Genomic DNA, 25,563 nt, shown 5'->3' with positions numbered 1-25,563 from the left:
AAAAAAAATAATTTTGAAGTTTAAAAGTTAATTCCTACTTTTGCAACCTCAAAATTTGGCCTATTCGTCTAGTGGTCAGGACTCAAGATTTTCATTCTTGCAACAGGGGTTCGATTCCCCTATAGGCTACCAAACTAGATCAATCAATCCCTAACCTATATAAGGTTCAGGGATTTTTTTATTCTAAAAGTCAACGAAATCTCCATATATTTTAAAAGAACTCTTGTACACACTTTGTACAGGGCGAATTTCATAATCTTTCTTCATCTCTTTTAAAGATTCTTTAGGGCAATAGTTTCATTTTTCCCCAACATCCACAAAAGCAAACTTTTGATTGCTCCATATTACATTTCTGATTTCAGGAACCGTTTTGAGCAGATAAAAACTCAACATCAAAATCACGAAAAAGGGTAATTGAAATGATTCTGATTATAACTGAAATTTGTATTCATACAGAGTCTAAGTATTATACAAACTAAACAGTATTGTAAAAAATCGAGCATCAAATTAAAGTATAAGAGCAAAGAATTCGCACTCTTATCAACAGTCGTAAAAAACTAATTAAAAACATATGAAACTATCCAATCTAAAATTCATAGCAGAGACTGAAAAAAGATTTTCAAAATTGAGTCTTCCTCATGCTAAAGCAGTAATTGAATCACCAACATGGTTAAGTGAGAAAGTTATTATTAACGAAAGATTAGATCACCTTGTTTCAAATCACTTTGAACCTTTCGATCTTGCAAAAGAAAGAATCTTGAACAAAAATGATTTAATGAGTATAAATTATTTACAATTGGGTTTTTTAGCTTCCAATCCTGTATGCAGAATTCATGTAAAGAATATAAGTGGTAGGAACATAGGTTTTGGAACTGGTTTTTTAATCTCTCCCAATCTCTTGCTCACAAACAATCATGTATTTGCAAATGAGGGTGATGCCCAAAATAGTCTGGCTGAATTCAATTTTCAATACGACCAATTTGGCGAGCCTACAGTAAGCCATATATTCACTTTCAATGTAAATAAATTCTTTTATACAAATGAAAGATTAGACTTTACAATTGTCTATGTAAACCCCGATTCTAAAAGCAAGATTAAACCGCTCTATCATTTTGGATTTTTAAAGCTTACTGAGGACCCGAATAAAGCACTCGTTTCAGAATACGTGTCAATTATACAACATCCTTCAGGACAATACAAGCAGATTGCTATTAGGGAAAACCAATTAATTGCTAAAACACAAGACTTTATAACCTATTTTACAGACACTGCACCGGGCTCTTCCGGCGCACCTGTTTATAATGATCAGTGGCAGGTAGTTGCACTGCATCATAGTGGAGTCCCCCGAAAGGACGAACAAGGTAATTACTTGTGTAAGGACGGAACCGTATTTCAAGAAAACATGGATGAGAATCTTATAGACTGGATTGCCAATGAAGGCGTCAGAATTAGTTCCATTCTGCAAGATATTAAAAGCAACCTAAACAGTATACGGGCAAAATTCACCAATAATTTGGTTGAGGAAATATTCAATAATTCAAATTCAATTTCCGATGTACAAATCTTAACAGAACAAACTCTCCATCAACCTCCATCTGACAATAAAAAATTAAACGAAATGAGCAACAAAATTACATTTAACGTACCTGTTGAAATCACAATAGGTATAGGCCTTACAGACAACTCGGTTTTGCAAAATACAACAGACAGCATTTCCACTAACCGAGATACTAAGGAGCAATCTTTCTTCATAGAAAAAGCAAAAAACCCAAATTACAAGGGCAGAAACGGATATGACGCAAACTTTGTAAGCTCAGATAATTTCAAAATTGAAATTGAGGACTTATTAAAATCTCAAAGTAAAAATTTAGCGCCATTATTAAACCCTACAGAGACCAACAAAAGCTTTCTGCATTATTTTAATTTTTCGATAGCCATCCATAAAAGCCGAAAGCTGTGTATTATGACAGCAGTCAATATTGATGGGAATAGGCTTGATCCTATAAAAAGAGAAAATACAAAATGGATAATTGATCCAAGAATGGACGAGAAATATCAAACAGGTCCAGCCGTGTATGCAGATAATGATCTGGATCGCGGACATATGGTTAGGAGGTTGGATCCTGTTTGGGGACCAAATGCAGCAGCTGCAAATGATGACACTTTTCACTTTTCAAATTCTACTCCACAACATAAAGACCTGAACCAAAAGACCTGGTTAAGCCTTGAAAACTATATATTGGATAGTGCGGGACGGGAAGATATTAAAGTTTCTGTTTTTACAGGTCCTGTATTTAGTGAAGATGACATTCCCTACAGAGGTGTTTTGCTGCCATTACAATTTTGGAAAGTGGCAGTGATGATAAAAGCAGATGGAACACCTTCGGTAAGCGGCTATATGTTAAAACAACCAGACAACATTGAAGATTTTAGGAATAAAGAAGGAATCAGAGAAGATGGTTTTGGTCAATTTAAGACTTATCAGGTTCCATTACAAAAAATTGCAGATCTAACGGGTATTGCTTTTAATAATTACAATGAATTTGATCCTTTAAACAGAGTTGGTTTGCGCGAGACCCTACAACTTATTGAAATTACAGGGAAAGATGATATAAAATTATAAACTCCCTGGATTACTTAAAAAGTTACTTTTAATCTGAAAATATAGAACATCAAACTTTTCTTGAGAACAATAAAGAAGGACAATTAATTGCCCTTCTTTATTATTTAAAATAAATTACAGACTATTGATTTTCAATACCAATCCCTCGTTCAGAAATATTTTTAATCATTAATAGCGATGAAAAACTTTTCAAATTTTGAGATTTATATCCATGAAGGAACACAAAATTTTAGAACACTGACAGCCTGATAATTCCTGCCATTATACTGAAAAGATAGGAACTTTTATTTGAAAAAAGCATTCCACGTATGTTATATGTCACAAAAGCATTATATTTGCAAAAATTTTACCATACTTGGTCACACAAATATGGAAACACCGATGAAAAATATTATTGATAAATCATTGTTTGTAGTTTTCTACAGACTATCAAATTTTATATCATGCCGGATTTAAAAATACAAGAAGCGAAATTGCTTTTTAAGAAAATCCACTCTAACCCAAAAAGTTATGATTTACAAATCAATGAAGGCGGGATTACAGGCAGAGATGATAAAATCAGTTTCAGACTTTACAGGACTGGAGAAAGGGTTGCTTTTGAAGTAACAATTGACGAACTTACTTTCACCAATACCACTGGAGAATGGAATAATGCACTGATCATGCTGGGAAATACGATCAAAAAAATAGAGAAAGAACAAGAAAATTTAAAAATAGAACAAGCAATAAATAAACTGAGAAAGTACCTATCAGAAGAAAATTAAAATTTTTAAAAATAAATTTGGTAGTTTAAAAAAAAGTTTATAGTTTTGCACTCACATTTAAACGATATGGCAAATCATAAATCAGCACTAAAGAGAATCAGACAAAACGAAACTAGAAGACTTCGTAACAGATATTACCACAAGACTGCTAGAACAGCTTTAAAAGCTTTAAGAAATGAAGAGAACAAAGCTGCTGCTACAGAACAATTGCCAAAAGTTATCGCTTTATTGGATAAATTAGCTAAGAAAAATATTATCCACAAGAACAAAGCGGCTAACTTGAAAAGCAAATTAACAAAGCACGTTAATAAATTAGCGTAACAATATAGCTGGCCCGTTCGTCTATCGGTTAGGACCTCAGATTTTCATTCTGGTAAGAGGGGTTCGATTCCCCTACGGGCTACTTACATCTTATAAGACCACTGTAACAACGGTGGTTTTATAAAGATCGCCGTAGAAAAAGCTATATTTAAATAAATCTAACCGGCCCGTTCGTCTATCGGTTAGGACCTCAGATTTTCATTCTGGTAAGAGGGGTTCGATTCCCCTACGGGCTACAATAAGAGTTGACACTTATAAAAACAAAAACTAACACATTACTTCGGTAATGGAAGATAGAGGGCCCGTTCGTCTATCGGTTAGGACCTCAGATTTTCATTCTGGTAAGAGGGGTTCGATTCCCCTACGGGCTACAAAAGGACTTTTTCGAAAGTCCTTTTTTCGTTTCTATATATAATAATATTTCAATAATTTCTTCCTAAAAGCATCAACAGGTTTAAGCTTTCTATAGTTATTGTACCTACTCTATCGAGAGAAAACGGGATTTTTTCAGTCAACATATCTCACCGACAAAACTTCTTATGTTATTTTCATCACAGCCTGTGAAGTCATATTAAATTTCATTAAAAATATCACCAATAATGGAAATATTATTTCATACTTCTTCCATTAATCCTTAAATTTGAATAAAACTATTCATTCTAAAATATATAACATGAAATTCAATTTATTTTCGGGAAGCCCAACTTCTTTAAAAGCCGGATTGATGGCTTTATTTTTATTTTCTGCCAGCACCATGTCAATGGCACAAAACAGAATTTATGCTCATGCACAAAGCTCTGGAGTATTCGGAGTAGCCTGCCTTGGATGTCGCATAGATAATCCGCTTAATGCTGTAGGAGACAATGAAGACGACTATTCAACAATGGTATTGGGCACAGTGCTATTGGGAGGAATCCAGCAAACGCTGATTTTCCCAGACCTGAGATCAGATACTAAGCTGGTAGTAGGAATCGGAACAGACAATATCCCATTATCTGTACAGTTATTAAGCGGAGTAACGCTTGAAACCATGAATGGCGGTACATCTAATGACGACCGAAGAACAATTGATGTAAGCCTTCTTAAACTAGGTGCAACTCCTAACAGAGGTACGGTAGAATTTAAACCTACAAAACCTTATGATGGGATAAGAATCGGATTAACAGGTGGCGTTCTCAGCCTCGGTGGTGGTTTCAGAATTTATTATGCTTACCAGGATCCCTTGATGAATATTATGGCTCACAGTCAAAACGGCCAGATTACTCTTGGCGGAAATGTTCCTGTAGAAGGTTCAGAAGTTATTTTATTCAATACTTCAGGAAAAGAAGTATTCCGTTCTACATTGAGATCAAATACATTTGAGTCAAAACAACCGGAGGGTGTTTATATCATGAATGTAAAAACCAAAGAAGGGAAAACGTATTCCAGAAAAATTTTAATTAAATAATTCAGTAAGCGATACGATAAATGCGGTAGACTTTTAAAGCTACCGTATTTTTTTTCATTCATTATCAGATCAATACAACCGTATAGTTATTAAATAAAAATAAATTCATAATTACAAATATCAATAAATTATTAACAAATCACATAATTATGAAATAAAATAAGCAACATAATCATTTTATTTATAAATTTACAAAAAAGCTAAAACCCAAAATTTTTTCTATATATGAAAACTTATTTATTATTTGGCCAACGCACGATGAAAGCTGCAATCCTGGCATCATTCCTATTTTTAACGAGCGCAATGTCTACTGCACAAATTGTAAAAACTTATGCAAGCAGCCAAACCAATCAGGTTCTTGGAGTATGTCTGGGTTGTGGTGTATTGAATCCTCAAAATGCTGTAGGAAGCAACGAGAATGATTATTCTACTTTGCAGGTTTCAGTAGGTCTTCTTGCAAGAACGGAACAGACATTGATCTTCCCTACTACCAATATCGCGAACAATACCAACAAACTTGTTATTGCTATTGGTTCCAACGGAACTCCTCTATCTGCTCAGGTATTGGGTGGCGCATCTATTGAAACGTTTAATGGAGATGTTTCCAATAACGATTACACAAGTCTTGCTACAAAACTGATCAACCTTGGAGCAGGTGATCCAAGCAAAGGTGAAATTGAGATGACCATGAACATTCCTTTTGACCGTATTAAAATCAATGTAAATTCAGGGTTATTGAATATTGGCGGAGAGCTTAGAGTATATTATGCTTACCAATACAAAGATCCTTTCATCAATTTCATGGCTCACAGCAAGGATGGACAGTTTACTCTTGATAAAAATGTTTCTGCTGAAGGTTCAGAGGTTACTCTTACCAATACTTCAGGAAAAGAAGTATTCCGTTCTAAACTGACATCAAATTCTTTTGAAACCAAACAACCACAAGGAGTATATATTATGAAACTTCAGACAAAAGAAGGAAAAACATACTCTAAAAAAGTGATTATCAAATAAAAAAGATACATAACAAACCGAACCCGGCAAGCTTTTCAAGCTTGCCGGGTTTTTTATATCCAATCTAGAATCATATCCGGTTCATAATGATGTTGAATGATAAATAAAAACCCCTGATCAAAACTAATCAGGGGTTTTATTAACAAGATTACGAACTAAAATACTATTAGTTTTTGATTACTTTTTGCTGATATACAGCTTTATCTGTCACGGCTTTCAAAATATAAATACCTTTTGGAAGTGAGCTTACATTGATCTGTCCGTTATTCAGTTGTGCATTCACTACTCTGCCTGAAGCATCATACATAGAAATATTCTGGATTTTCTCCTGAGTTTTAAGAGTAAGAATATCGGTAACCGGATTCGGATAAATACCAAATTCAAGTTTCTTCACCTCAGCGGTTGCCAAAGTGGAAGCAGTACTGTTTACTGTAAGTGTTTTTTCTACAAGTTTACCGTTTGAGTTAAAACTGATCACAATATCAGACGTCCCTGAAACAAGTGGTGTAAGAACCAATTCATCATTCTCATTAATCACAGCAGAAACGGTTGTAGGATTACTGTTTGATTTGATTGACTTTACTACTGACACAGCCAAATTATCAGCATCAGAAACGATTGATTTCAGATCAATTGCAGTTGTATTTCCTGCTGTAACCTGTGAAGGTAAAACGTTACTTACAACAGGAGCTGAATTATTGGTAAATACTGTCAATGAAGGGAACCAATAATAGTCATTCAATGTTTTTGTATTAATAAGTGCACCGGTCATATCATAGGTATGAATCCAGTTTTTCTGGTAGTGTGCACCGTATCCGCTTTCTGTGGTATTCAGAACCAATTCTCCGGTAATAGGGTTTACACGAAGTGCAGCTCCATAAGGAATTTGTTTAAACTGACCTGTTTGTCCAGGAATTGCAGCAAAGTTTTCGTTGAATGTTTTCGTTGTTACATCAAATCTTACAATCTGTGTTCCTGAGCTCCAGCTGCTGATTGAATTGATCCAATATAAAGCATTCTCTTTATTACTTGCTGAAAATTTACCGGCATTCCATGCGCCCCAGTCTCCGATATATTTCGTTGTAGGAATATTGTAAACCTGTGTTGCAAAAGTTGTAGGATTAATGTTGATCAGTTTTTGATCCTGAATTCCCCAAACACTTCCGTCTTTAGCCTGAGCCACAGAATAGAAACCTCCGGTAATAGTACTCACTACCGTATCAGTATTAGGATTAATAACTAAAATTCCTACCCCCTGCTTCACCGCAAAAACATATTGTGAAGTACGGATCATGTTTCCGATCTGCCCGTTTCCACCTGTTCCGGTAATTAAAGAACCTACCTGTAAATTATCAATATTGAAAGTAACAATTCCAGTAGAAGTCCCGATGTATCCTTTATGTTCGTTTACTCCCACAAATGATCTACCATCACCACCTCCTATATTATTAAATCCCGCAATTTTCTGCATGGTCTGCGCATTGGCTACAACCAACCTTCCCCCAGGTGTATATTGAGTATCTCCTCCATCAGCAGCTTGTTTTGACACGAAATAGAATTTATCACCATAGATTGTTCCGTATTGCGTAGTGGCACCGAAAGCCTGATTATTATTTGCATTGCTGTACACACGGTAGTTGATCTGTCCGTTATTGTCAATGAAGTTCACAGAACCATTGGTATGGCCAAACCATTCTTCGTTCACCATGAAATATCCATTGGTAAAGTTATTGGAAGCGACATACGGAGAAACCGGAGTGATGGTAGAAGAAACCGGAGTTTGATTAAATCCTACGTTAAAATTCCAGACATCCCAAGAACCATTTTCCAATACACGTGAAGAAGCTCCAACACTAGAATACCCGAAATCAGCATCTGCAGGGTTCTTTACCCAATATGACCAGTACCCGTTAACCGTCCATCCGGACTGCCAGTGATCGTTAGCCGCATCTACAATCGTGTAGCTGTCAAAATCATAAGCTGTAGTATTCACAAAGCCATTCACCGGATATAGTGGATAAGTGGCATTTCCGCTTTTGATCAGTGCATTGGTTCCTTGACCGTTCAGATCAAAACCAATCCCTCCAACTGCTGAACCGAACTGCGTTCCCTGATACAACAAAGTGTATAATCTGTGGTCTGCCTTAGCAATAGCTTTCAGCATATCTTCTCCGGTAGCATTTCCGTTCCATTTGAATCCCCAAACCATGGCATCAGGATTCTTACTGTCGTTCCACTGTACTACAAAAGCAGCCTGGTTGGTTCCTGATCCTACCCAATACTGAATATCAGAAAAACTGATGGTAGTGGTATTAAGCTTGCTGATCCCTGAAATATCATTTCTGGGTACACCTTGAACTTTTATCTGTGCAGTTGATAAGCATGCAAACAGAAAAAGCATCATAAAAAGATAAAACTTTTTCATTTTTTATTAATTTAAATAGATTGTATTATTATTTGAAATGTAGATCGTAAGCTCCAGCTACTTCTGTAGAAACTTCTCCCAGCCAACCGGCTTCCTGATTGACTCCTGTATATATTTTCATAAAGTCTACTCCCGGAAGTTTCACATATTTCCCACTTCTGTCTACCGCCCAGGAAATATCGATATTGGAGGCATCATCATTATTCGGGGCATTATCTGCATATCCGAACTCGTATGATTTTCCTACCCAATAAGAACCGTCACCACTCTGATCGAAGAAGTTATTAGCCAGCCTGGTTCCTGAAAAACTGTAAGAAGGATCTGTAAACCATAAAGGATAATAGCTCTGGACGTGGAAAGTATTCTTTGTTTTGAATCCCTGATTTCCCAGATTGTCATTCCACTTGATATATTCTACATCTGTCTGCCAGAATTCAGTTCCGGGTACAGGTGCTTTATTTTCGTTAGGTTTATGATAGGTTATGCTGTAGTCTTTAACTGTAGCATTTTTGAAATATTCGCTGCCTGCAATTTCGTACCATTCATCATTATCTGGTTTTCCATTTTTATTTCTGTCGTAAGCCACCATAATAATTCCCGGTTCACAGGATCCTGAGCGTGGCTCATTTGCATCATTTCCAAAGAATGCATTTCCCAGTACTTTAAAATCACGTCCATTCAGGTTGGGAATCGTGTGATCAAAACCGAACACTACATATCCTCCATATCCTCCGAGACTGATCATGGTAGAATTACCTCCTACTAAGGATTCGTTTGCTTTCTGAAGCATATTTGCAACGGTATTTCCAGGTAAATATTCCGGAATTTCGTTCATGAACTGCCCTACAGCAGGACGGAACTCCAATACTTTGGAAATGTATTTACTATAAGGTGTTTTTTCTTTGGTAACAATTATTTTAGAATGAAAAACCTGCTCGTTTCCTTTATTACTAATCTTTAATGTCAAAGGATAAGCTTCTGCAGTAGGACTGATGAATTCAAGTTCTGAATTTTGAGAGATAATAGAATCATTAATACTCCATGTAACCGATCCTGAGGCATTGGTAGGAATACTCAAAACCTTTAAACGTTCAATGGTATAGGAATCATCAAGTCCATTAAATGTAAATTCATTTTCATCATCATGTTTACAGGCGATCACTCCTACAAGGAAGCAGGATAGAAATCCGATTTTCAAATAAGTAAAGCTATTTCTGTTCATTTCTTAAAGTTTGGTTATTTGTATAAAAAAGCGAAGTGGGCAGGGATATTTCCGCCTTCTGTTTTCCATTTAAAATGTCCGTTTTTATCAAAGCAATACACAAATCCCATGGATACATAATTTCTGGCATCTGTCATGTAGATATCTTCTGTGATTGGGTTTACGGTAATTCCGTAAGGTGTTTTAATGACATCTTCATATTCTTTGTCAAAAATTCTGTTGGCGATGATCTGTTCTGTTTTTACATCAATAATTCCAAATGTTTTTTTATAACTGTGGGTATTGTAATTGAATTCGTTCCCATAGAAATACAGTTTATCATTAACGATCGTCATTTCACTCACGGAGAGATTGAAATTTTTCTTAACAGTTCCCGTGGCTGCATCTAATAAATAAAGACTGGAAGGAACATTATAATAATCTCCTCTTGAGGTTACATAGAGATCTCCGTAATTATCTTTTTTAATATGGTGAAGATTGATGGCAACATTTATTTTTTTGAGTTCTGTAAAAGTATTTAAGTCAATTACAGAAACAGTATTGTCATAATCGGGAGCCTTATATCCTCCGGAATTGGCTACAAATAATGTATTTCCTACAATTTCCATTTCTTCCGGCTGATATCCTACCACCACTTCACGTTGAATAGAAAGAGAAGTGGTATCAATCTCCACTACTTTTCCTTTTGGGGCTTTGGGATTAATGGCTACAGGTCCGGCATAGCTGCTCGCATAAGCTTTCCCTCCTTTGAAGGCCAGATATCTGCAGTTTTGCAATGGAATAGAAGTAATACGTTTAGCTGTTTTAGCATCCAGCACTTCAATTTTGTTGGAAACATTGACAACGATATAAAGTTTGCTTCCGTACACTTTGATATCATTTCCTACATCTCCCAGCTCTTTTACCACATTCGGATTGATTTCAGCATAGATATTCCGGTAATAGGTTCCTTTGGTGTAATCAAAAAAATCAAGGGTACATTTATTACTTCCCATGTTTCCTTCATTGAGCATATAGAAGCCTTTTATTGCCGTATTTTCTGAAGGAAGCCCTTCTACCACTTCCTGACGGACAATAATTTCATCTGTACGGCATGAAGTAAGAAAAGCTAAGACAAGAAATAAAAAATAAAAGTTTAGTTTTCTCATAAGGTGAAGTTTAGAATAAGTTTAAAATTTCTTCCGGGCATCGGATAATTGATGACAACATCATAGTATTGATTGAAAATATTATTCATCTCAAGGCTTACTTTAAATTGATGATTCGCCCAGTTGAATTTTTTCTGAACAGACAGATCGTGAGTATACCAGGGCTGTACATAATTGTATTGAATATTGTCCTGATTCACATCATATCTTTCTCCTACATACATCGCACTGTAATTGAAACTCCAGTCTTTATAATCTGCCATCAAACTGAATGATCCGCTATGCCATGGGGTATAAGGAATCTGATTACGATAAAAGGTGTCTTCCGGATCACTTATATCTCTTGCGCTTTGATACGTGTAAGAGAGCAATGGTCTTAGCTTTACCTTTCCTAATTGCATTTCAGTCTGAATATTTACATCCGCTCCAATGATTTCAACCATTCCAAGATTCATCATCAGCCAACGGAACATACTTCCATTAGGGGCCGCTACAATTTTATCCTGTACTTTGTTGTAGTAACCATCTACTTTAGCATAAAAGGTTTTAAAGAAATGGTTGGTATAATTCTTCTGATAAGTAAATCCTACGTCATACTGATTGGTAAATTCCGGCTTCAGGTAGGTATTTCCGATATTGGTATAATATAAATCATTGAAAGTAGGAAGTCTGAAAATCCTTTTATAGAAAGCTCTGAGGGTAAGCTCCGGAATTTTTTCCGGCTGATAGCTCATAAACACCGCAGGCGTCCATTCTCTGGCATCTCCCGGTCTTTTGTTTTTTCTTACTTCTTCAAAAGTAAAAGTTCCTAAAAGGCTTCCCAGAATTTTGAATCTGTTCCACTGATAGGTTGTAGCCAATGCTACCAATGTAGTATAACGTGTAGGATATGAGAAGTTATCCAGATTGGCATCCAGATTATTGTACTGAAAGTCACCACTCAGGCTGACATCCCAATTGGGAGTGATTGAGTAAATATTGGAAGAAGAAAGATAAAGTTCCCTTTGGATGTAGGTATTATCGGTATAAATAATAGACTGTGAACGAACCGTATCCATAAAATGGGTATAATCGTAAGCAAATTTTGCTTTCAGCTGAGTTTCCAATTTTGGGAACAGTTTTTTTCTCAGATTGGCCTGTACAAAATAATTCTCATCGGAAAGCCTCGCTCCTCTTCCTCCGAAACGGCCGTTCACAATAGGTGCCGGCATTCCGCGGTTTGAAATATAACCGTAGCCACGGATATTCCAGCTTCCGTTATTTAAAGTTCCGTTGAGAGAAGTTTCAAAACGTTTTGCCCGAATATCTGAATCATGTCTCTTTGCAATGGTATCATACGCCTGTTGCCCATCGGGATATTTCTTGGCATAACGAAATCTGTAAATTCCGTCACTCTGCATAAATTCTCCGCTGAAGCTGGCAGAAACCCTGTCTGAAATCTTCTGTTCCAATCGGAATGAAGGATTAAAGAGATCAATGGAAGCACTTTTTGCTCTTATCACGAGATTGGTTTTTCTATTTCCTTTAAATACAGGTGTTTTAGGCTGTAAATAAATAGACCCCGAAGAACCAAAGTCTTTCGCAGGTTGAAAAATTTCACTTTTCTGTCCGTTATACAATGATATTTCTTCCAGATCATCCAAGGAATATCGTCCCAGATCCACTAGTCCGTTTTGGGCATTTCCTAATTGAATTCCATCATAGAAAACGCCTACATGCTGACTTCCCATGCTTCGGATATTAATAGTTTTCAAACCACCCAATCCTCCGTAATCTTTAATCTGAACTCCTGAAAAATACCGCAGTGCATCTGCAACAGAATGGCTGTTCAGTCTTTCCAGCTGCTCGCCTTGTAAAATTTGTGCCGGAAGGATTTCTTTAAAATTCTTTTTGTAAAGATTGATTCCTTTAATGGTCTCTTCCTGAAGACTGTCCTTTTTCTTGGTTTGAGAAGATAAAAATTGAGATGTGATCACCAATATTGTGAAAACAGCTTTATGAATTGCAGAAGTAGTTTGTTTTGCCGCCATTAGCTCATTTAGGATAATGAAGACGCTAATGGATATAAGAATACAACGACAAAGCACAGCTGTTACTGCACAGAATCATTGATGTCCTAAGCTTTATTCCACGAAAGCGTCAAACGATTATTTTCTGGCAGGTCTTCTGACTTACTCCATTTTTGAAATCCTTCCCATTAAAAAACAGTGGATATATTCTTCAAAAACTTTGGTACGGAGCTTACAGCAGCGGGTCTGTTCCGGATTTTCACCGGATTCCCTTTTAAGAGCTTTTTAGGGCTCACCAAATTTCGGCAAAGATAAATAATTATTCCTAATCCCCAATTAAAATCATGATTCATAAACAATTAAAGCTCCCGAAGGAGCTTTAACGTCATTTTATTGAGGGTGTCACTTTAAATTCCAATATTCAGGAAAATACTGAATCTTGATTTGGCTTCAATATCTCCTCCTGCCAGATGAGTATACATGGGAAGCATTATTTCACTTCCTAAACTTAGCCTTTTGTAAGAAGCTTCAAAACCCAATTTCCCATACAAAGCACTTCCTGCAGTATTAGGCAAGGCTTCATTAAACTGTTTATTCTGAGCATAAACCTCTCCCTGAACTCCCGTTTTTACAGAAAAAATAGATTTTTCATTCCCCGCAACCTGATAAAAACCTGTTGCAGCATAATTCCATTGGTTACCAAAACGATAATTTTTCTTATTCTCAGTTTTAATCGTGTAATCCGTATTGACCAATACCGCTACTTTATTTTTCTGAAATTTATAATTCAAAGCTGCCTGATAATCCCAGCTTCCCGTTCCCAGCTGAAAACTTGGATTGACTCCAGATGCTCCTTTTTCATCAAACTTTCCCAGTGGAATTTTCATACCCAAACCTCCACTCAGATGATGGAAATTATCTTTAGAACTCATCAGTTGGTAAATTCCCATCAGGTTCAGATCTCCAATCCCATTGATTTTAATATCTCCCTGCATGGTTTTCTTCTCATGGAAATGGAATGGCAAACTTGCGTAAACACTCAGCTTTTTAGTCAGTGGAATTTTTCCCCAAAGCTGCAACGTATTGAAATACTGATCCTGTGTTAGATCTTTTACAAATAAGTTTTCTTTGGCTTTATAATGCTGGGCAAAGTATTTGATTCCGATAAACTGTGGATTCAGTAAAGATTCAAAGCCGGAAGATCCGTTTCCTGCCGCACAACCACAGGCATCACAATCATCATCAAAATCGAATCTGCTAAAGGTTTCCGGAGCACTATAAGCACTGTCTCTGATGGTTTTTGCCTGATACTGACTAAACAGGATCAAACTTACTATCGCTATAATCTTCTTCATGTTTTCTATAATTTATTCTGCAAATTTTGGATTGGATATAAAACTTTTATCTGATAATGTTTTCAGGAATGCAATAATCGACTGTTTTTCCTGACTGTTCATAGCAATACCTATATGCCCATTCTGTTTCAGCTGCGAATCCAGATTGGGGTTATCTTCTACCTGACCTGAATAGAAGTTAAGTACCGCCTCTAAGGTGTAAAATCTTCCGTCATGCATATAAGGTGCTGTATATTCTACATTTCTCAGACTCGGAACACGGAATTTCATCCAGTCTACCTGATTAAGAGTAACTCTGTAACGTCCTGCATCTTTGAACTCGGTGTTATAATACATTCCTGTATTGCGGAAGCTTTCATCGGTAAATAATTCTCCACTATGACAGGAAGCACATTTCTGTCCGAATAAAGCCATTCCTTGAGATTCTGTTGAAGTCAATTGTTCCTTTCCCTGTCTGAATCTGTCATACTTTGAATCTGCAGAAATTAAAGAAGCCATAAACTGCGACAATGCTTTCAGAATTCTTTCTCCTGTAATGGTTTCGTCTCCATAAGCTTCCCTGAAAAGTTTTTTATATTTCTGGTCATCTTTTATTTTTGAAATAGCTTCTGGTATAGAGCTATCCATTTCATTGATATCTGTAATGGGGCTGATGGGCTGTTCATTAAGATTATGAATGACACCGTCCCACATATATCTTTTCAAAAAGGTCATATTCTGAATGGGTGGAGCATTTCTGATTCCAATTCTGTCGTCTACCCCATGGCTCACCGTATGACCATGATGGGTAAAAGCGTTTTCCTGAATATGGCAGAAGCCGCATGAAATGGTATTATTCCTTGAAAGTCTGCCTTCATAGAATAATTTCCGTCCCAGTTCCACTCCGTTTTTGGTCACCGGATTGATGGATTTATCAAAAGTCATTTCCGGAAAATAAGAAGGAAACTGCAGGTTATAGGCTTCATCTTTTTCCAGCGGCTGTATCACCTCATCTGAACAGGAAACACAGCTCAATACCAATACGAACAGAACCAATACTGTTCTGACAAAAAAATTAATCATTGTGAACGTGGTCTACTTTAAACATTTTCGTAAGATTGTTGGTAACATCTACCAGATGTTGGTTTGAACCCATCAGCATGTCATTGGCCGTTGTAAGGGTAAGTGCCTTATCTCCGCTCAAAAATTGGTTCAGGTCTGCCAGAATATGAACAGAAGGACGAATTTTCCCTGTCACTCTGGCTGTTGTTGGAAGATTCAAAGTAATTTCACGATAAAGATCAGGGGTGTTATTTTCTGTAGTATTTCCCATATTTCCTGTATGGTTCATGAATTCCTTTGATGGAGAATCTGTTCCATATTTTCCTTCCAGCTTTACAAAGACATAGCCGGCAGCCCATGACCACGACATTCCTTTCTGCTTGGCTTTTGTCCAGAATTCAGCTTGCCCGTCTTGCCCTAGCAAGTACGCTTTCTGACTGATTCCCAATCCGAATTTTATTTTCTTATAATTATTTTTAGGAATACCATCCAGATTAAGGTATATAATTCCGGCTACAGCATCTGCCTGATCTACGATAAAAGCACCTTTATCAGGATTATTTTCGTTGTATTTAAATTCGTTTCCGTTTTCGTCTATCAGTGAGATGTTACTGATGACGTATTTCAAAGCAGAAAAATTATGTTTTTGTCCGTTGGAAGATGTCTGAACGGTCTGATTCAAAACGATATCTCCTACATTATTAAATCCGTTTTCAAATTTGATCTGAAGGTTTCCGGGTGTAGTATCCTGTGGATTTTCATCATCCCTGCTGCTTTCGCAGGCTACAAAAGAGAATAAAGTAAAGGCAATAAAGAATAGTGATAAAAATTTATAAATTTTCATTGTTGATTTTTTTAAGTTGAATTATAATTTTTGAATGCAAAAACATTCTTTTTTTACCACAAAAGGCACCAAAGTTCTTACACTTAAGTTATATCAAGTGGTAAGTTTTATGCACAATAAGAACACTTAAGCTTTTGTGACTTTTGTGGTTGAAGAGTGATAGTTTAGCTTAAAAAACCGGTGGTTTGAAAATGTAGGTAAGAAACAGAAAAGAATAAGCTGTTTCGTAGGTAAAATTGAAATTGAAAAACGGTCGTTTTCCAGTAGTATTGATCTCTGTGGTTTCAGGCAGAATATAGGTATCTAGGACTTTCTGTCCTGAGTTTTTGAGTTTCTGAAAAGGTGAAGATTCCGAATCATTGGCTTTTGCCAGTTCTTTACTCAGGTAACATTTTCCGTTACAGTGAACCTCTGGCCTGGATTTATTAATACAAAGAACTTTAACGATATAATCATAATTTACAGCATACTCTACCACGGGTACTAAAGGTCTTAGCACCATATAGAAGGTAAAAAGTATGCTGTAAAATAATTTCATCAGATTATTTCTTGCTTAAAGCTTCGTCATATCTTCTGCTGATTTCTTTCCAGTTGGTAACATTCCAGATCGCGGTAAGATAGTCTGCTCTTTTATTCTGATATTTCAAATAATATGCATGTTCCCAGACATCAATTCCGAAGATAGGAGTTCCCTTCTCTTCCACCACATCCATTAAAGGATTGTCCTGGTTAGGAGTAGAAGAAACAAATAGTTTTCCGCTTTTATCCACAGAAAGCCATGCCCATCCTGATCCGAAACGGTCTGCTCCTGCTTTAGCCATTTTTTCTTTAAAAGCATCCATACTTCCGAAAGTTTCAGTGATGGCTTTTACCAATTTTGCAGAAGGCTGTGTATTTTTCTGAGGCGTAAGAACCGTCCAGAACAGTTCGTGATTGTAATGTCCTCCTGCATTATTTCTTACTGCAGCGGGCAGTTTTGAAACATTGGAAAGAATCTGAAACAACGTTTCTTTTTCCTGTGGAGTTCCTGTAATTGCTTTATTCAGGTTAGCGACATACGCTGCCGCATGTTTTGAATAATGAATTTCCATCGTTTGGGCATCAATATTCCCTTCCAAAGCATTATAAGCGTATGGTAAAGGAGTCTGCTTAAACTGAGCCAGTGTAAACTGGGCCGCGAAAACTGCAGTTACAGCAGCTATTTTCAAAATCTTCATAATGTTTTTGTTTATGGTTGAACAATGTTTTCTTTTTAGACTGGAAGATGGGAGCTGGAGGCTGGAAGTAATGAATGTCATAACATAACTTCTTCAACTTCTATTTGCTTTTACAGTTATCTCAAAAACTGCCAGATCTTCATTGTCTGGAATCACTTCCAGCTTCAAACATCCAGCTTCCCTCTTCCTTATTTCAATAATTTCTTAATATCCTCAATCAGAATTTCTCTGTCTGGATGATATTTTCCGGTCAGCATAGGTGTTTTACCTTCCGGATCTTCATAATTCAATCCTGAATAATACAGAATAGGCATATTTTCTTTATTGTATCTGCATCTGATATTTCCGTCCTGATCTACCAGGGCGATCATTCCGCTGTGGTTCAGGCTTTCTCCTTCATCTTCTTTGTCCCCCACATAGATATTAAATTTATCAGCGAGATCACCAATATAGGTACGATCTCCGGTCAGGAAATGCCAGTTTGGAGACTTTGCTCCTATCCTTTGAGCATGTTCTTTCAATGCTGCAGGAGTATCATTTTCCGGATCAATGCTGATGGAGATAATACCGAAATTCGGATCATCGATCTGATTCTGAATAGCCTTCATATTGGTATTCATCACCGGACATATTGTAGGACATTTACTGAAGAAAAATTCTACGAGATAGACTTTTCCCAACATATCTTTATTGGTGATTTTGTTACTGTTCTGATCTGTCAGTTCAAAATCCGGAACTTTCATTACGGTATAAAGGCTCTTTTTAAAATACCCCATTCCGACACCGATTCCTACGAAAAGCAATGCAAAAACCACAATGGGTATGATTACTTTACTTTTATTATTGGTCTTGTTATTTTTGGGCATATTTCTCAGGGCTTTTTTTGAATTCATGTTTACAGGATACACTGCAAAAACCATATGTTTTGTTTTTATATACGGCTGTATCATTAATAGATCCTGCGGTTTTCATGTGGCAAATCGGGTCTACTTCATTTACGACCTGTACATTTTCTATTTTCTTTCCGGAAGAATCCATGTGGCTTGCATGCTTTACCTGAGGCGTTTCTTTGGCACACGACAATAATGATATTGACAGCATTGCCGTCAAAATAAGAGGAGATTTCATTTTAATGTTAAGTTGAAATTAATAATGATAAATTAACTTAGAACACAAAGCACAGCATTATAAATTGTGGGAAATTAAACCCCAAATTTAATGATGCAAGGTGTAGTAATGACTTTTAATTGAAAGTTTCAGTACCTCCAATTCATAAACTAAAAATATAGTTTAAAATAAAATTAAGCTAATGGAGGATGGAAAATCCTGGAAAAATATTCTGAAGAATGAGAATTAAAGTAACTTGAATCAGGAATCTCAGTAAGCAATTCCGAGTTGAGGAGTGAAGAGAAGGAAAGGATATCATGAGAGATAAAGGCATCTAATCCTGCAATCTTTATGGTTTGAGAGCTATTGGACTGTTTTTCTGTTTTTGCCAGTTCTTTTTCCACATAGCATTTTCCCTTACATGTTGATTGTGGTACATTTCTGTTCTCACAAAGGTTTTTCACAATATAATCATAGTTCACCGCATAGTTTACCAATGGCAAAACGGGACGTAATGCAATGGTAAAAATGACGAATATGGAAATAAATAACCTCAACGATTTTTTCTCTGTCACAAATATACTACTTCAAAACTGTTTTATGTATAATTTATGATGAATGTCATTGATGGTTGTTTACTGTTACCCACAAAAATTACAAAACTGTGCCTGTCACCTGTATAATTTTATCCCGAACTTTGATTTAAATTTGAGATCTAAACAAAAAAATTTAGTTCTTTATACAATTTAATCTTGTTGATAAAAGCTCCGCTGATGTTTTTGGCAGAGCTTTTTTATGTTTTGTTATTTATTGGGATTCGCAAAGGCGCAAGTTTTTTTTAAATGCTTACTGTTTTAAGGCGCAAGGATTTTATCTCCGATAAAATTTAATAAAGCTAATAATGATCTGAATGCTGCTAATCATTAATAAACAATCTTGCTGAAAATCTTTGATTTTCTTGCGTCCTTAAAAACAACACAATTTTTATCTCCTTTGCGCCTTTGCGTTTCTCCAACAAAAAATCTATTACCTTTTTTGAATTAAGTTTTGGTGTAGTGTAATGTTGGAAACGCAAAGACGCAAGTTTTTTAATGTTTACTGTTTTTTTAAGGCGCAAGGATTTTATCTCCGATAAAATTGCAATGCTGGTTTGATTTATCTCTCTAATGTTTTTGCAGAGATTCCTACGGAATGACAAAGTGTGTGTATTATCTTTATATCTGTTGTAATTGTCTGTCATGGTTTATACTAAAGTAATGGCATTCTCTTCTTCACTCAGTAAGAGTCTCAATAGTATAGGATTTCAATGGAATGAATGAGATGGGGTATAATTTAAAACAAAAGCCCTGCTGAAATTCAGCAGAGCTTTTATTGAATATAATTTAGTTGTGTTTATTATTTGCTTTTTAAAATTTCATTCTTTGAATTCTTACCGCATTTAAAATAGCCAGCAAGGCAACTCCTACATCGGCAAAAACAGCTTCCCACATAGTTGCCAGTCCTCCGGCACCCAAAACTAAAACCACGGCTTTTACAGCAAAGGCAAGGACAATATTCTGCCAAACGATCTTTTTAGTTTGTTTTCCGATATTGATAGCCATCGGGATTTTACTTGGTTTATCATCCTGAATCACGACATCTGCAGTTTCAATGGTGGCGTCACTTCCCAAACCTCCCATCGCAATTCCTACATCGCTTAAAGCCACTACAGGCGCATCATTCACTCCGTCTCCTACGAAAGCTACGGTTTGTTTTCTGGCTTTAATTTCTTTAACCTTATTGACTTTATCTTCTGGCAAAAGGTCTCCGAATGCATTGTCTATGCCCAACTGATCTGCTACATATTTCACAACAGTACTTTTATCACCGCTCAGCATTGTAGCTTTTACATTCATTTTATGCAGATTGTCTACGGTTTCTTTGGCATCTTCTTTTATGCTGTCCGCAATGGTGATATATCCTGCAAACTTTTTATCATAAGCCACTGCGATGACCGTGTACACAATATTGGCATGGTTAAGATCATAATTGATATTAAATTTATCCATCAGCTTAAAGTTCCCTACCAGAAGTTCTTTTCCGTTAATCGTAGCTTTGAGTCCGTGTCCTGCAATTTCCTCTACATTTTCTAATGGAATATTGTGGTTGACATCTCCTACATAATTATGAATAGCCGTTGCCACGGGGTGGGTACTTTTACTCTCAAGAACATTCACCATCTGAAGGATTTCCTCTTTATTAAATTCAGGAGCCATACTTACTTCCTGAACTTTGAATACGCCTTCTGTCATCGTTCCCGTTTTATCCATCACTACATTCTGAATTTCTGCAATGCTGTCCAGGAAGTTACTTCCTTTGAATAAAATTCCGTTTCGGCTAGCGGCACCAATTCCTCCAAAATATCCTAACGGAATAGAAATCACCAAGGCACAAGGGCAAGAAATCACAAGGAATATCAATGCTCTGTACAACCAGTCTCTGAACTGATAATCACTAACAAAGAAATAAGGCAGTAAGCAGATTCCAATGGCAAGAAATACAACGATAGGTGTATATACTTTAGCAAATTTTCTGATGAATAGTTCTGTAGGGGCTTTTTGAGCTGTTGCATTCTGAACCAGTTCAAGAATTTTACTCAGTTTACTGTCTTCATAGGCAGTATTTACTTTTACTAAGGCAATACTGTTCATATTGATCATCCCTGCAAGAACCGCTTCACCTTTATTTTTGGTATCAGGTTTACTTTCTCCTGTTAAAGCTGCTGTATTGAATGAAGCTGAATCGGAAAGCAGTTCTCCATCGAGAGCCAGTTTTTCACCGGGTTTCAACTGAATAATATCACTGATTTTGGCTTCTTTTGCTTTTATCGTTTTGGGCTGATTATTTTCTATAATGGTGACCTCATCAGGACGCTGATCCAATAAGGCTTTTATATTTCCTTTGGCTCTGGTAACCGCCATAGACTGGAATACCTCTCCTACTGCGTAGAACAGCATCACCGCTACACCTTCAGGATATTCCCCGATGGCAAAAGCACCAATCGTCGCGATACTCATTAAAAAGAATTCTGAAAACACATCTCCCTTGATAATACTTTTATAAGCATCTTTCAATACCGGGAATCCTACAGGAATATAAGCTGCCAGAAACCATACCAGGCGTACCCAGCCTGTGAACCATGCAGGTTTTATATAGTTATCAAAGGCGATTCCCAATAATAAGATAACAAAGGATATAATGGCCGGAAGAAACATCTGAAAGACTGTCTGATCTCCTGAGTCGTGAGAATGATCATGGCCGTCTCCTTCTGCATGATTATGTTTGTGTCCTTTTGTATCTGGTTTTTCCGGGGTTGTACTACAGCATTTTTCCATAACTGAATATTTTTATACAAATGTAAAGGTGAGACTGATGCAATGCTATTGCAAACTTTCGAGACAATTTTCGCAGATTCCTTTGGCAAACAATCTTATTTCATCAATCCTGAAGTTGGTTTGTATGTTTTCAGGGAAGGAAATATCTTCTTTACAGGTGGTCTGCTTGCAAATTTTACAATAAAAATGGAGATGCCAGTCTTTATGTGTTTTTTCATCACAATCGTCTTCACATAACTTGTATTTTGTGGTGGTATTCTCCTGAATGCTGTGAACAATTCCTTTTTCTTCAAAGGTTTTCAGTGTTCTGTAGATGGTGATTCTGTCAGCATTTTCAAAATGATTTTCTATCTCAGAAAGGGATAAAGCAGCTTCCTGAGAGCTTAAGAAATCATAGACCAAAATCCTCATGCTTGTAGGTTTGGTATTTTTATCAATGAGTTTGTGTTCTATATCTTTTTTCATTGTACGCTTTTAAAATTTTACAGATGTACTTCATTTTCTTCATAGCCTTCCTCTTCTATCTGAAAAGTTGTATGACTGATTTTAAAATTATTAACAGTAGTGTCTGTCAATGTTTTTAATAATTGATTCTGAGCATATGCCGCTTCTTTTACCACATGGGCACTCATGGCATTGACGCTTGAAGTCAGTGACCATACGTGCAGATCATGAATATTTTTCACTCCCGGAGTTTGTTCCAGAGATTTACGAAGTTCATGAATATCCACATCTTTAGGAGTTCCTTCAAGCAAGACATTAATGGCTTCTTTCAACAGTCTCCATGTTCTTGGGAAGATCAACAATCCAATTGCGGCTGAGATCAGCGGATCAGCATAGTACCAGCCTGTCGTCAGCATAATTACTCCGGCAATCATTACTCCTACTGAAGTAAGCATGTCTGAAAGGACTTCAAAATAAGCTCCTTTCATATTGAGACTGCCTTCTGAGTCTTTTCTCAGGATCATCATTCCGACAATATTGACGATCAAACCGATTCCTGCTACAATCAGCATTGATTTACTTTGTACTTCCGGCGGATTTTGAAACCGCTTGTAAGCTTCAAACAAAACATAGATCGAAATCCCCAGCAATACAACAGCATTGATAACTGCTGCGAGTATTTCAGTCCGGTAATATCCGTAAGTTCGGGAAGGGTCTGCTTTTCTTTCTCCTATTTTGATGGCTATAAATGCCAGCAACAATCCTACCACATCCGTCAGCATATGAGCTGCATCTGCCAATAACGCAAGACTGTTGGTAACAATTCCTCCTATCACCTCAGCAATGAGATAGGTTCCGCTAAGGCAGAGTACGATAAGGAGGTTCTTTTTATGTCTGCTTCCTGCAGAAACTGTTTGTATTGGTGTACTTTCCATAGGGTGTATGGTTTAATTACATTTCATAATAAGAGGTATTTTCTTTTTTAGGAGGAACATTCTGCTCACCAATCATTTGTCTGATATTAATCTCTATGGTTTGTGCCAGAGAAGTCATTGGAGTATCTACAGGGCTATTTTCAAAGGAATCCTGCATGATGATTGATGTTTTTTCAATTGCAATGAATGTTACCGGAACCAGGAAAGTAATCGCAATTTCAACCGCAAGCTGTGAATCATCAAGTCCAAACGGAAGTATCGCTGCAAAAACATAAATCAAAATATGGACTAAAACACTATAAGAACGTGGAAAAACCGTATTCTTCAGCCTCTCACATTTTCCCATACTGTCGCAAAGTCTTGTAATGATATCATTCAGCTGCATCTGCTGAAAATCGGTCAGTCCTTTGGAAGCAGCAATTTCTTTCAGCTGTCTGGAGTGTTCATCCAGAATAGCATTGGGAATATTCACTGCTTTAATCTTATGCTGATCGAGATATTGCTGAACTTTTTCAGAGAATGGCAATTTTCTGAGAGCTTCTCCCAGTGCGTAAGTCCAGATGATTTGTCTTTCGGCAAAATCTTTTACTGTCTTATCTTCTCCCGCCGGCATAAACTGGATGATTAACCTCACAAAAGTCCGGGAATCATTTACAATAGCTCCCCAAACGGTTCTGGCTTCCCACCATCTTTCGTAGGACTGGGAAGTACGGAAGGCCAATAGTAAGGATACTGCCGTTCCCAGCAATGCCGGAATATTCAAAGGCAGTGAAATTTTACGAAACCATGGCAACATATCCAAAAGACCGATGGCTACAGCGAATATTCCGATAAACAGAATTTGGCTTTTTATTTCACGGATGAAATACCAGACTGATATTTTTTTGTTTAATAACATAATCGGGTTATTTATTAAAATTAAAGGAGATCATCTTTATTTTCCCAGCCGCTTTTATTCAATAAAAAATTACGTAAACAGCTCTAATTTAAGGATTAAAATCGACATTTTACTGGTTCCGGCGGCTTTCATTAATGCTCGTGTTCCCCGGAATTCACAAGTTTCGCATTCACGAAAAATGCTCCTTTCACTACTATTTTTGCATTGTCTGGAATATTTCCTACCGGAGTTATCGCGGTATATCCCATATCGGAAGCTCCTTTTACCACTTCTATTTTCTCGAAGTTTAAGGCTTTCGGATGAGGTTTCCCTTTTTCTTCATGTTCTTCTTCCACTTCTTTATCGGTCTGAACAAATACAAAATATTTCCCATCTGCTTCTACAATGGCCTCTGTAGGAACTGCCGGGGTTGTACTTTTATCAAGACTTACAATTCCGGTGATATTCATTCCATCAATCAGGCCGGATTTATTTCCGATTACTTCGCAATGCATAGAGATGGTTTTGCTTTCATTTTCAAAAGAAGATCCTATGCTGTAAATTCTCGCATCATATTCTGTTTCCGGATTATTGGTGAGTTTAAAATGAACAATCTGCCCTACTCTCATTTTAGGAAGATCTTTTTCAAACACCTGAAGGTCGAGATGAATGGAACCGTTATCAATTACGGTTGCAACAGGAGAAGAAATATCTACATAGCTTCCAATCTGTGCTGTGATGCTGCTGATGGTACCACTGATAGGTGCTGTGATAACCAAACCTGATCTCATATTTCCATTGTTTACTTTCCCAGGGCTTATGCCCATCATCTGAAGCTGTTTTAACAGGGAAGCTCTTTTTGTTCTTAATATTTTCAGTTCAGCATCAGCACTTTGAAGGTTTTTCTTGGCTCCAGCATCATTATCAAAAAGCTCACGTTGTCTTCTGTATTCCTGTTCGGCATACGTTATCCTGCTGTTGGTAGTCAGATAATCTTCCTGAAGCTGGATATACTCAGGATTGGCAATGGTAGCAATAACCTGTCCTTTTTTCACAATACTTCCTACCTGAATATTGATGGTTTTGATGATTCCTCCGTACAGGGAAGTGATGGTTGCTTTATTACTATTGGGAACACTCAGCAATCCATTTGCTTTGATGGTAGACGTAAGCTCTTTCATTTCTACTACTCCCAAAGCTACTCCCACAGACTTCATCTGATCTTCCGTGAGTGAAGCTATCGTTTGTGGAGCTTCTTCATGTGCCGCCTCTTTCTGTTCTGTTTTTTCAGGAGCTTTTTCTTCTGCAGCTTCTTTTTTTCCACAACTGGTTAGCAATAGTGAAATCAGGATAAAAGGAATGATATTATATTTGAGTTTCATAAGTAAAAATGTAT

23 protein-coding genes, 4 tRNA genes and 1 riboswitch are annotated in these 25,563 nt (G+C 36.8%); of the genes, 9 read left to right on the top strand and 18 right to left on the bottom strand.

The annotated features are described in order from the left end of the window. Positions 1 to 57: 57 nt before the first annotated feature. The 9 genes from BUE84_RS01345 to BUE84_RS01305 all read left to right on the top strand — a co-directional run bounded on the left by BUE84_RS01345 (position 58) and on the right by BUE84_RS01305 (position 6,169). Positions 58 to 132: transfer RNA gene (locus BUE84_RS01345), tRNA-Glu, on the top strand. Between the two features lie 439 nt (positions 133 to 571). After that, entirely contained in the window at positions 572 to 2,623 is a 2,052-nt protein-coding gene (locus BUE84_RS01340) for a DNA/RNA non-specific endonuclease (protein WP_079240207.1), read from the top strand. Positions 2,624 to 3,066: 443 nt separating this feature from the next. Continuing rightward, positions 3,067 to 3,387, top strand: coding sequence for a hypothetical protein (locus tag BUE84_RS01335; RefSeq protein ID WP_034694584.1), 321 nt, complete (start codon positions 3,067 to 3,069; stop codon positions 3,385 to 3,387). A 66-nt stretch (positions 3,388 to 3,453) separates the two neighbouring features. After that, the gene (gene rpsT, locus BUE84_RS01330; RefSeq protein WP_002983073.1) at positions 3,454 to 3,708 is read left to right on the top strand and encodes a 30S ribosomal protein S20; all 255 of its coding nucleotides are present in this window, start codon (positions 3,454 to 3,456) and stop codon (positions 3,706 to 3,708) included. A gap of 10 nt (positions 3,709 to 3,718) precedes the next feature. Continuing rightward, positions 3,719 to 3,790 (top strand) — tRNA-Glu (locus tag BUE84_RS01325). 82 nt (positions 3,791 to 3,872) lie between these two features. Further along, positions 3,873 to 3,944 (top strand) — tRNA-Glu (locus tag BUE84_RS01320). A gap of 63 nt (positions 3,945 to 4,007) precedes the next feature. Continuing rightward, positions 4,008 to 4,079: transfer RNA gene (locus tag BUE84_RS01315), tRNA-Glu, on the top strand. A gap of 302 nt (positions 4,080 to 4,381) precedes the next feature. Continuing rightward, on the top strand, positions 4,382 to 5,155 hold the full coding sequence (locus BUE84_RS01310; protein ID WP_079240206.1) for a T9SS type A sorting domain-containing protein: 774 nt from the start codon (positions 4,382 to 4,384) through the stop codon (positions 5,153 to 5,155). A 225-nt stretch (positions 5,156 to 5,380) separates the two neighbouring features. Next, positions 5,381 to 6,169: a T9SS type A sorting domain-containing protein gene (locus BUE84_RS01305; protein ID WP_079240205.1), complete on the top strand. Its 789-nt coding sequence runs from the start codon at positions 5,381 to 5,383 to the stop codon at positions 6,167 to 6,169. A 166-nt stretch (positions 6,170 to 6,335) separates the two neighbouring features. On the opposite strand, the gene BUE84_RS01300 is transcribed toward BUE84_RS01305, so the two are convergent. The 18 genes from BUE84_RS01300 to BUE84_RS01215 form a co-directional block, all read right to left on the bottom strand. Then, complete coding sequence (locus BUE84_RS01300; protein ID WP_079240204.1) at positions 6,336 to 8,594, bottom strand: DUF5074 domain-containing protein; 2,259 nt, start codon at positions 8,592 to 8,594, stop codon at positions 6,336 to 6,338. A 28-nt stretch (positions 8,595 to 8,622) separates the two neighbouring features. Continuing rightward, positions 8,623 to 9,816, bottom strand: coding sequence for a cell surface protein (locus BUE84_RS01295; protein ID WP_079240203.1), 1,194 nt, complete (start codon positions 9,814 to 9,816; stop codon positions 8,623 to 8,625). 14 nt (positions 9,817 to 9,830) lie between these two features. Then, positions 9,831 to 10,964, bottom strand: coding sequence for a YncE family protein (locus BUE84_RS01290; RefSeq protein WP_079240202.1), 1,134 nt, complete (start codon positions 10,962 to 10,964; stop codon positions 9,831 to 9,833). Further along, complete coding sequence (locus BUE84_RS01285) at positions 10,961 to 12,994, bottom strand: TonB-dependent receptor plug domain-containing protein (RefSeq protein ID WP_079240201.1); 2,034 nt, start codon at positions 12,992 to 12,994, stop codon at positions 10,961 to 10,963. Before BUE84_RS01285 ends, BUE84_RS01290 begins: the two co-directional genes overlap by 4 nt. 108 nt (positions 12,995 to 13,102) lie before the next feature. Continuing rightward, a riboswitch (cobalamin riboswitch) is annotated at positions 13,103 to 13,288 on the bottom strand. A gap of 92 nt (positions 13,289 to 13,380) precedes the next feature. Next, positions 13,381 to 14,328 (bottom strand): transporter, encoded by a 948-nt coding sequence (locus BUE84_RS01280; RefSeq protein ID WP_079240200.1) that lies wholly within the window; start codon positions 14,326 to 14,328, stop codon positions 13,381 to 13,383. 12 nt (positions 14,329 to 14,340) lie between these two features. Beyond that, positions 14,341 to 15,390, bottom strand: coding sequence for a cytochrome-c peroxidase (locus BUE84_RS01275; RefSeq protein WP_079240199.1), 1,050 nt, complete (start codon positions 15,388 to 15,390; stop codon positions 14,341 to 14,343). Next, positions 15,383 to 16,213, bottom strand: coding sequence for an MbnP family protein (locus BUE84_RS01270; protein WP_079240198.1), 831 nt, complete (start codon positions 16,211 to 16,213; stop codon positions 15,383 to 15,385). Before BUE84_RS01270 ends, BUE84_RS01275 begins: the two co-directional genes overlap by 8 nt. 169 nt (positions 16,214 to 16,382) lie before the next feature. Beyond that, the gene (locus BUE84_RS01265; protein WP_238594345.1) at positions 16,383 to 16,751 is read right to left on the bottom strand and encodes a hypothetical protein; all 369 of its coding nucleotides are present in this window, start codon (positions 16,749 to 16,751) and stop codon (positions 16,383 to 16,385) included. Positions 16,752 to 16,755: 4 nt separating this feature from the next. Next, positions 16,756 to 17,430: a superoxide dismutase gene (locus tag BUE84_RS01260; protein WP_079240196.1), complete on the bottom strand. Its 675-nt coding sequence runs from the start codon at positions 17,428 to 17,430 to the stop codon at positions 16,756 to 16,758. Between the two features lie 188 nt (positions 17,431 to 17,618). After that, positions 17,619 to 18,296: an SCO family protein gene (locus BUE84_RS01255; RefSeq protein ID WP_079243829.1), complete on the bottom strand. Its 678-nt coding sequence runs from the start codon at positions 18,294 to 18,296 to the stop codon at positions 17,619 to 17,621. Next, a complete protein-coding gene (locus BUE84_RS01250; protein WP_079240195.1) occupies positions 18,283 to 18,558 on the bottom strand; it encodes a YHS domain-containing protein in 276 nt (91 codons plus the stop codon). Before BUE84_RS01250 ends, BUE84_RS01255 begins: the two co-directional genes overlap by 14 nt. 173 nt (positions 18,559 to 18,731) lie before the next feature. Then, positions 18,732 to 19,112: a hypothetical protein gene (locus tag BUE84_RS01245; protein WP_309522520.1), complete on the bottom strand. Its 381-nt coding sequence runs from the start codon at positions 19,110 to 19,112 to the stop codon at positions 18,732 to 18,734. Between the two features lie 341 nt (positions 19,113 to 19,453). After that, positions 19,454 to 19,777, bottom strand: a complete 324-nt coding sequence (locus BUE84_RS01240) for a hypothetical protein (RefSeq protein WP_079240193.1) — start codon at positions 19,775 to 19,777, stop codon at positions 19,454 to 19,456. A 166-nt stretch (positions 19,778 to 19,943) separates the two neighbouring features. After that, complete coding sequence (locus tag BUE84_RS01235) at positions 19,944 to 21,593, bottom strand: heavy metal translocating P-type ATPase (protein ID WP_409993845.1); 1,650 nt, start codon at positions 21,591 to 21,593, stop codon at positions 19,944 to 19,946. A gap of 363 nt (positions 21,594 to 21,956) precedes the next feature. Next, positions 21,957 to 22,376, bottom strand: coding sequence for a Fur family transcriptional regulator (locus BUE84_RS01230; protein WP_034691375.1), 420 nt, complete (start codon positions 22,374 to 22,376; stop codon positions 21,957 to 21,959). A gap of 17 nt (positions 22,377 to 22,393) precedes the next feature. Then, positions 22,394 to 23,290, bottom strand: coding sequence for a cation diffusion facilitator family transporter (locus BUE84_RS01225; protein ID WP_079240191.1), 897 nt, complete (start codon positions 23,288 to 23,290; stop codon positions 22,394 to 22,396). 16 nt (positions 23,291 to 23,306) lie between these two features. After that, on the bottom strand, positions 23,307 to 24,188 hold the full coding sequence (locus BUE84_RS01220; protein ID WP_079240190.1) for a bestrophin family protein: 882 nt from the start codon (positions 24,186 to 24,188) through the stop codon (positions 23,307 to 23,309). A gap of 131 nt (positions 24,189 to 24,319) precedes the next feature. Next, positions 24,320 to 25,549, bottom strand: coding sequence for an efflux RND transporter periplasmic adaptor subunit (locus BUE84_RS01215; RefSeq protein ID WP_079243828.1), 1,230 nt, complete (start codon positions 25,547 to 25,549; stop codon positions 24,320 to 24,322). Positions 25,550 to 25,563: the final 14 nt, after the last annotated feature.

This window comes from Chryseobacterium indologenes (assembly GCF_002025665.1).
Taxonomy (GTDB): Bacteria; Bacteroidota; Bacteroidia; order Flavobacteriales; family Weeksellaceae; genus Chryseobacterium; species Chryseobacterium metallicongregator.
This window is presented reverse-complemented; position numbering and strand designations above follow the sequence as displayed.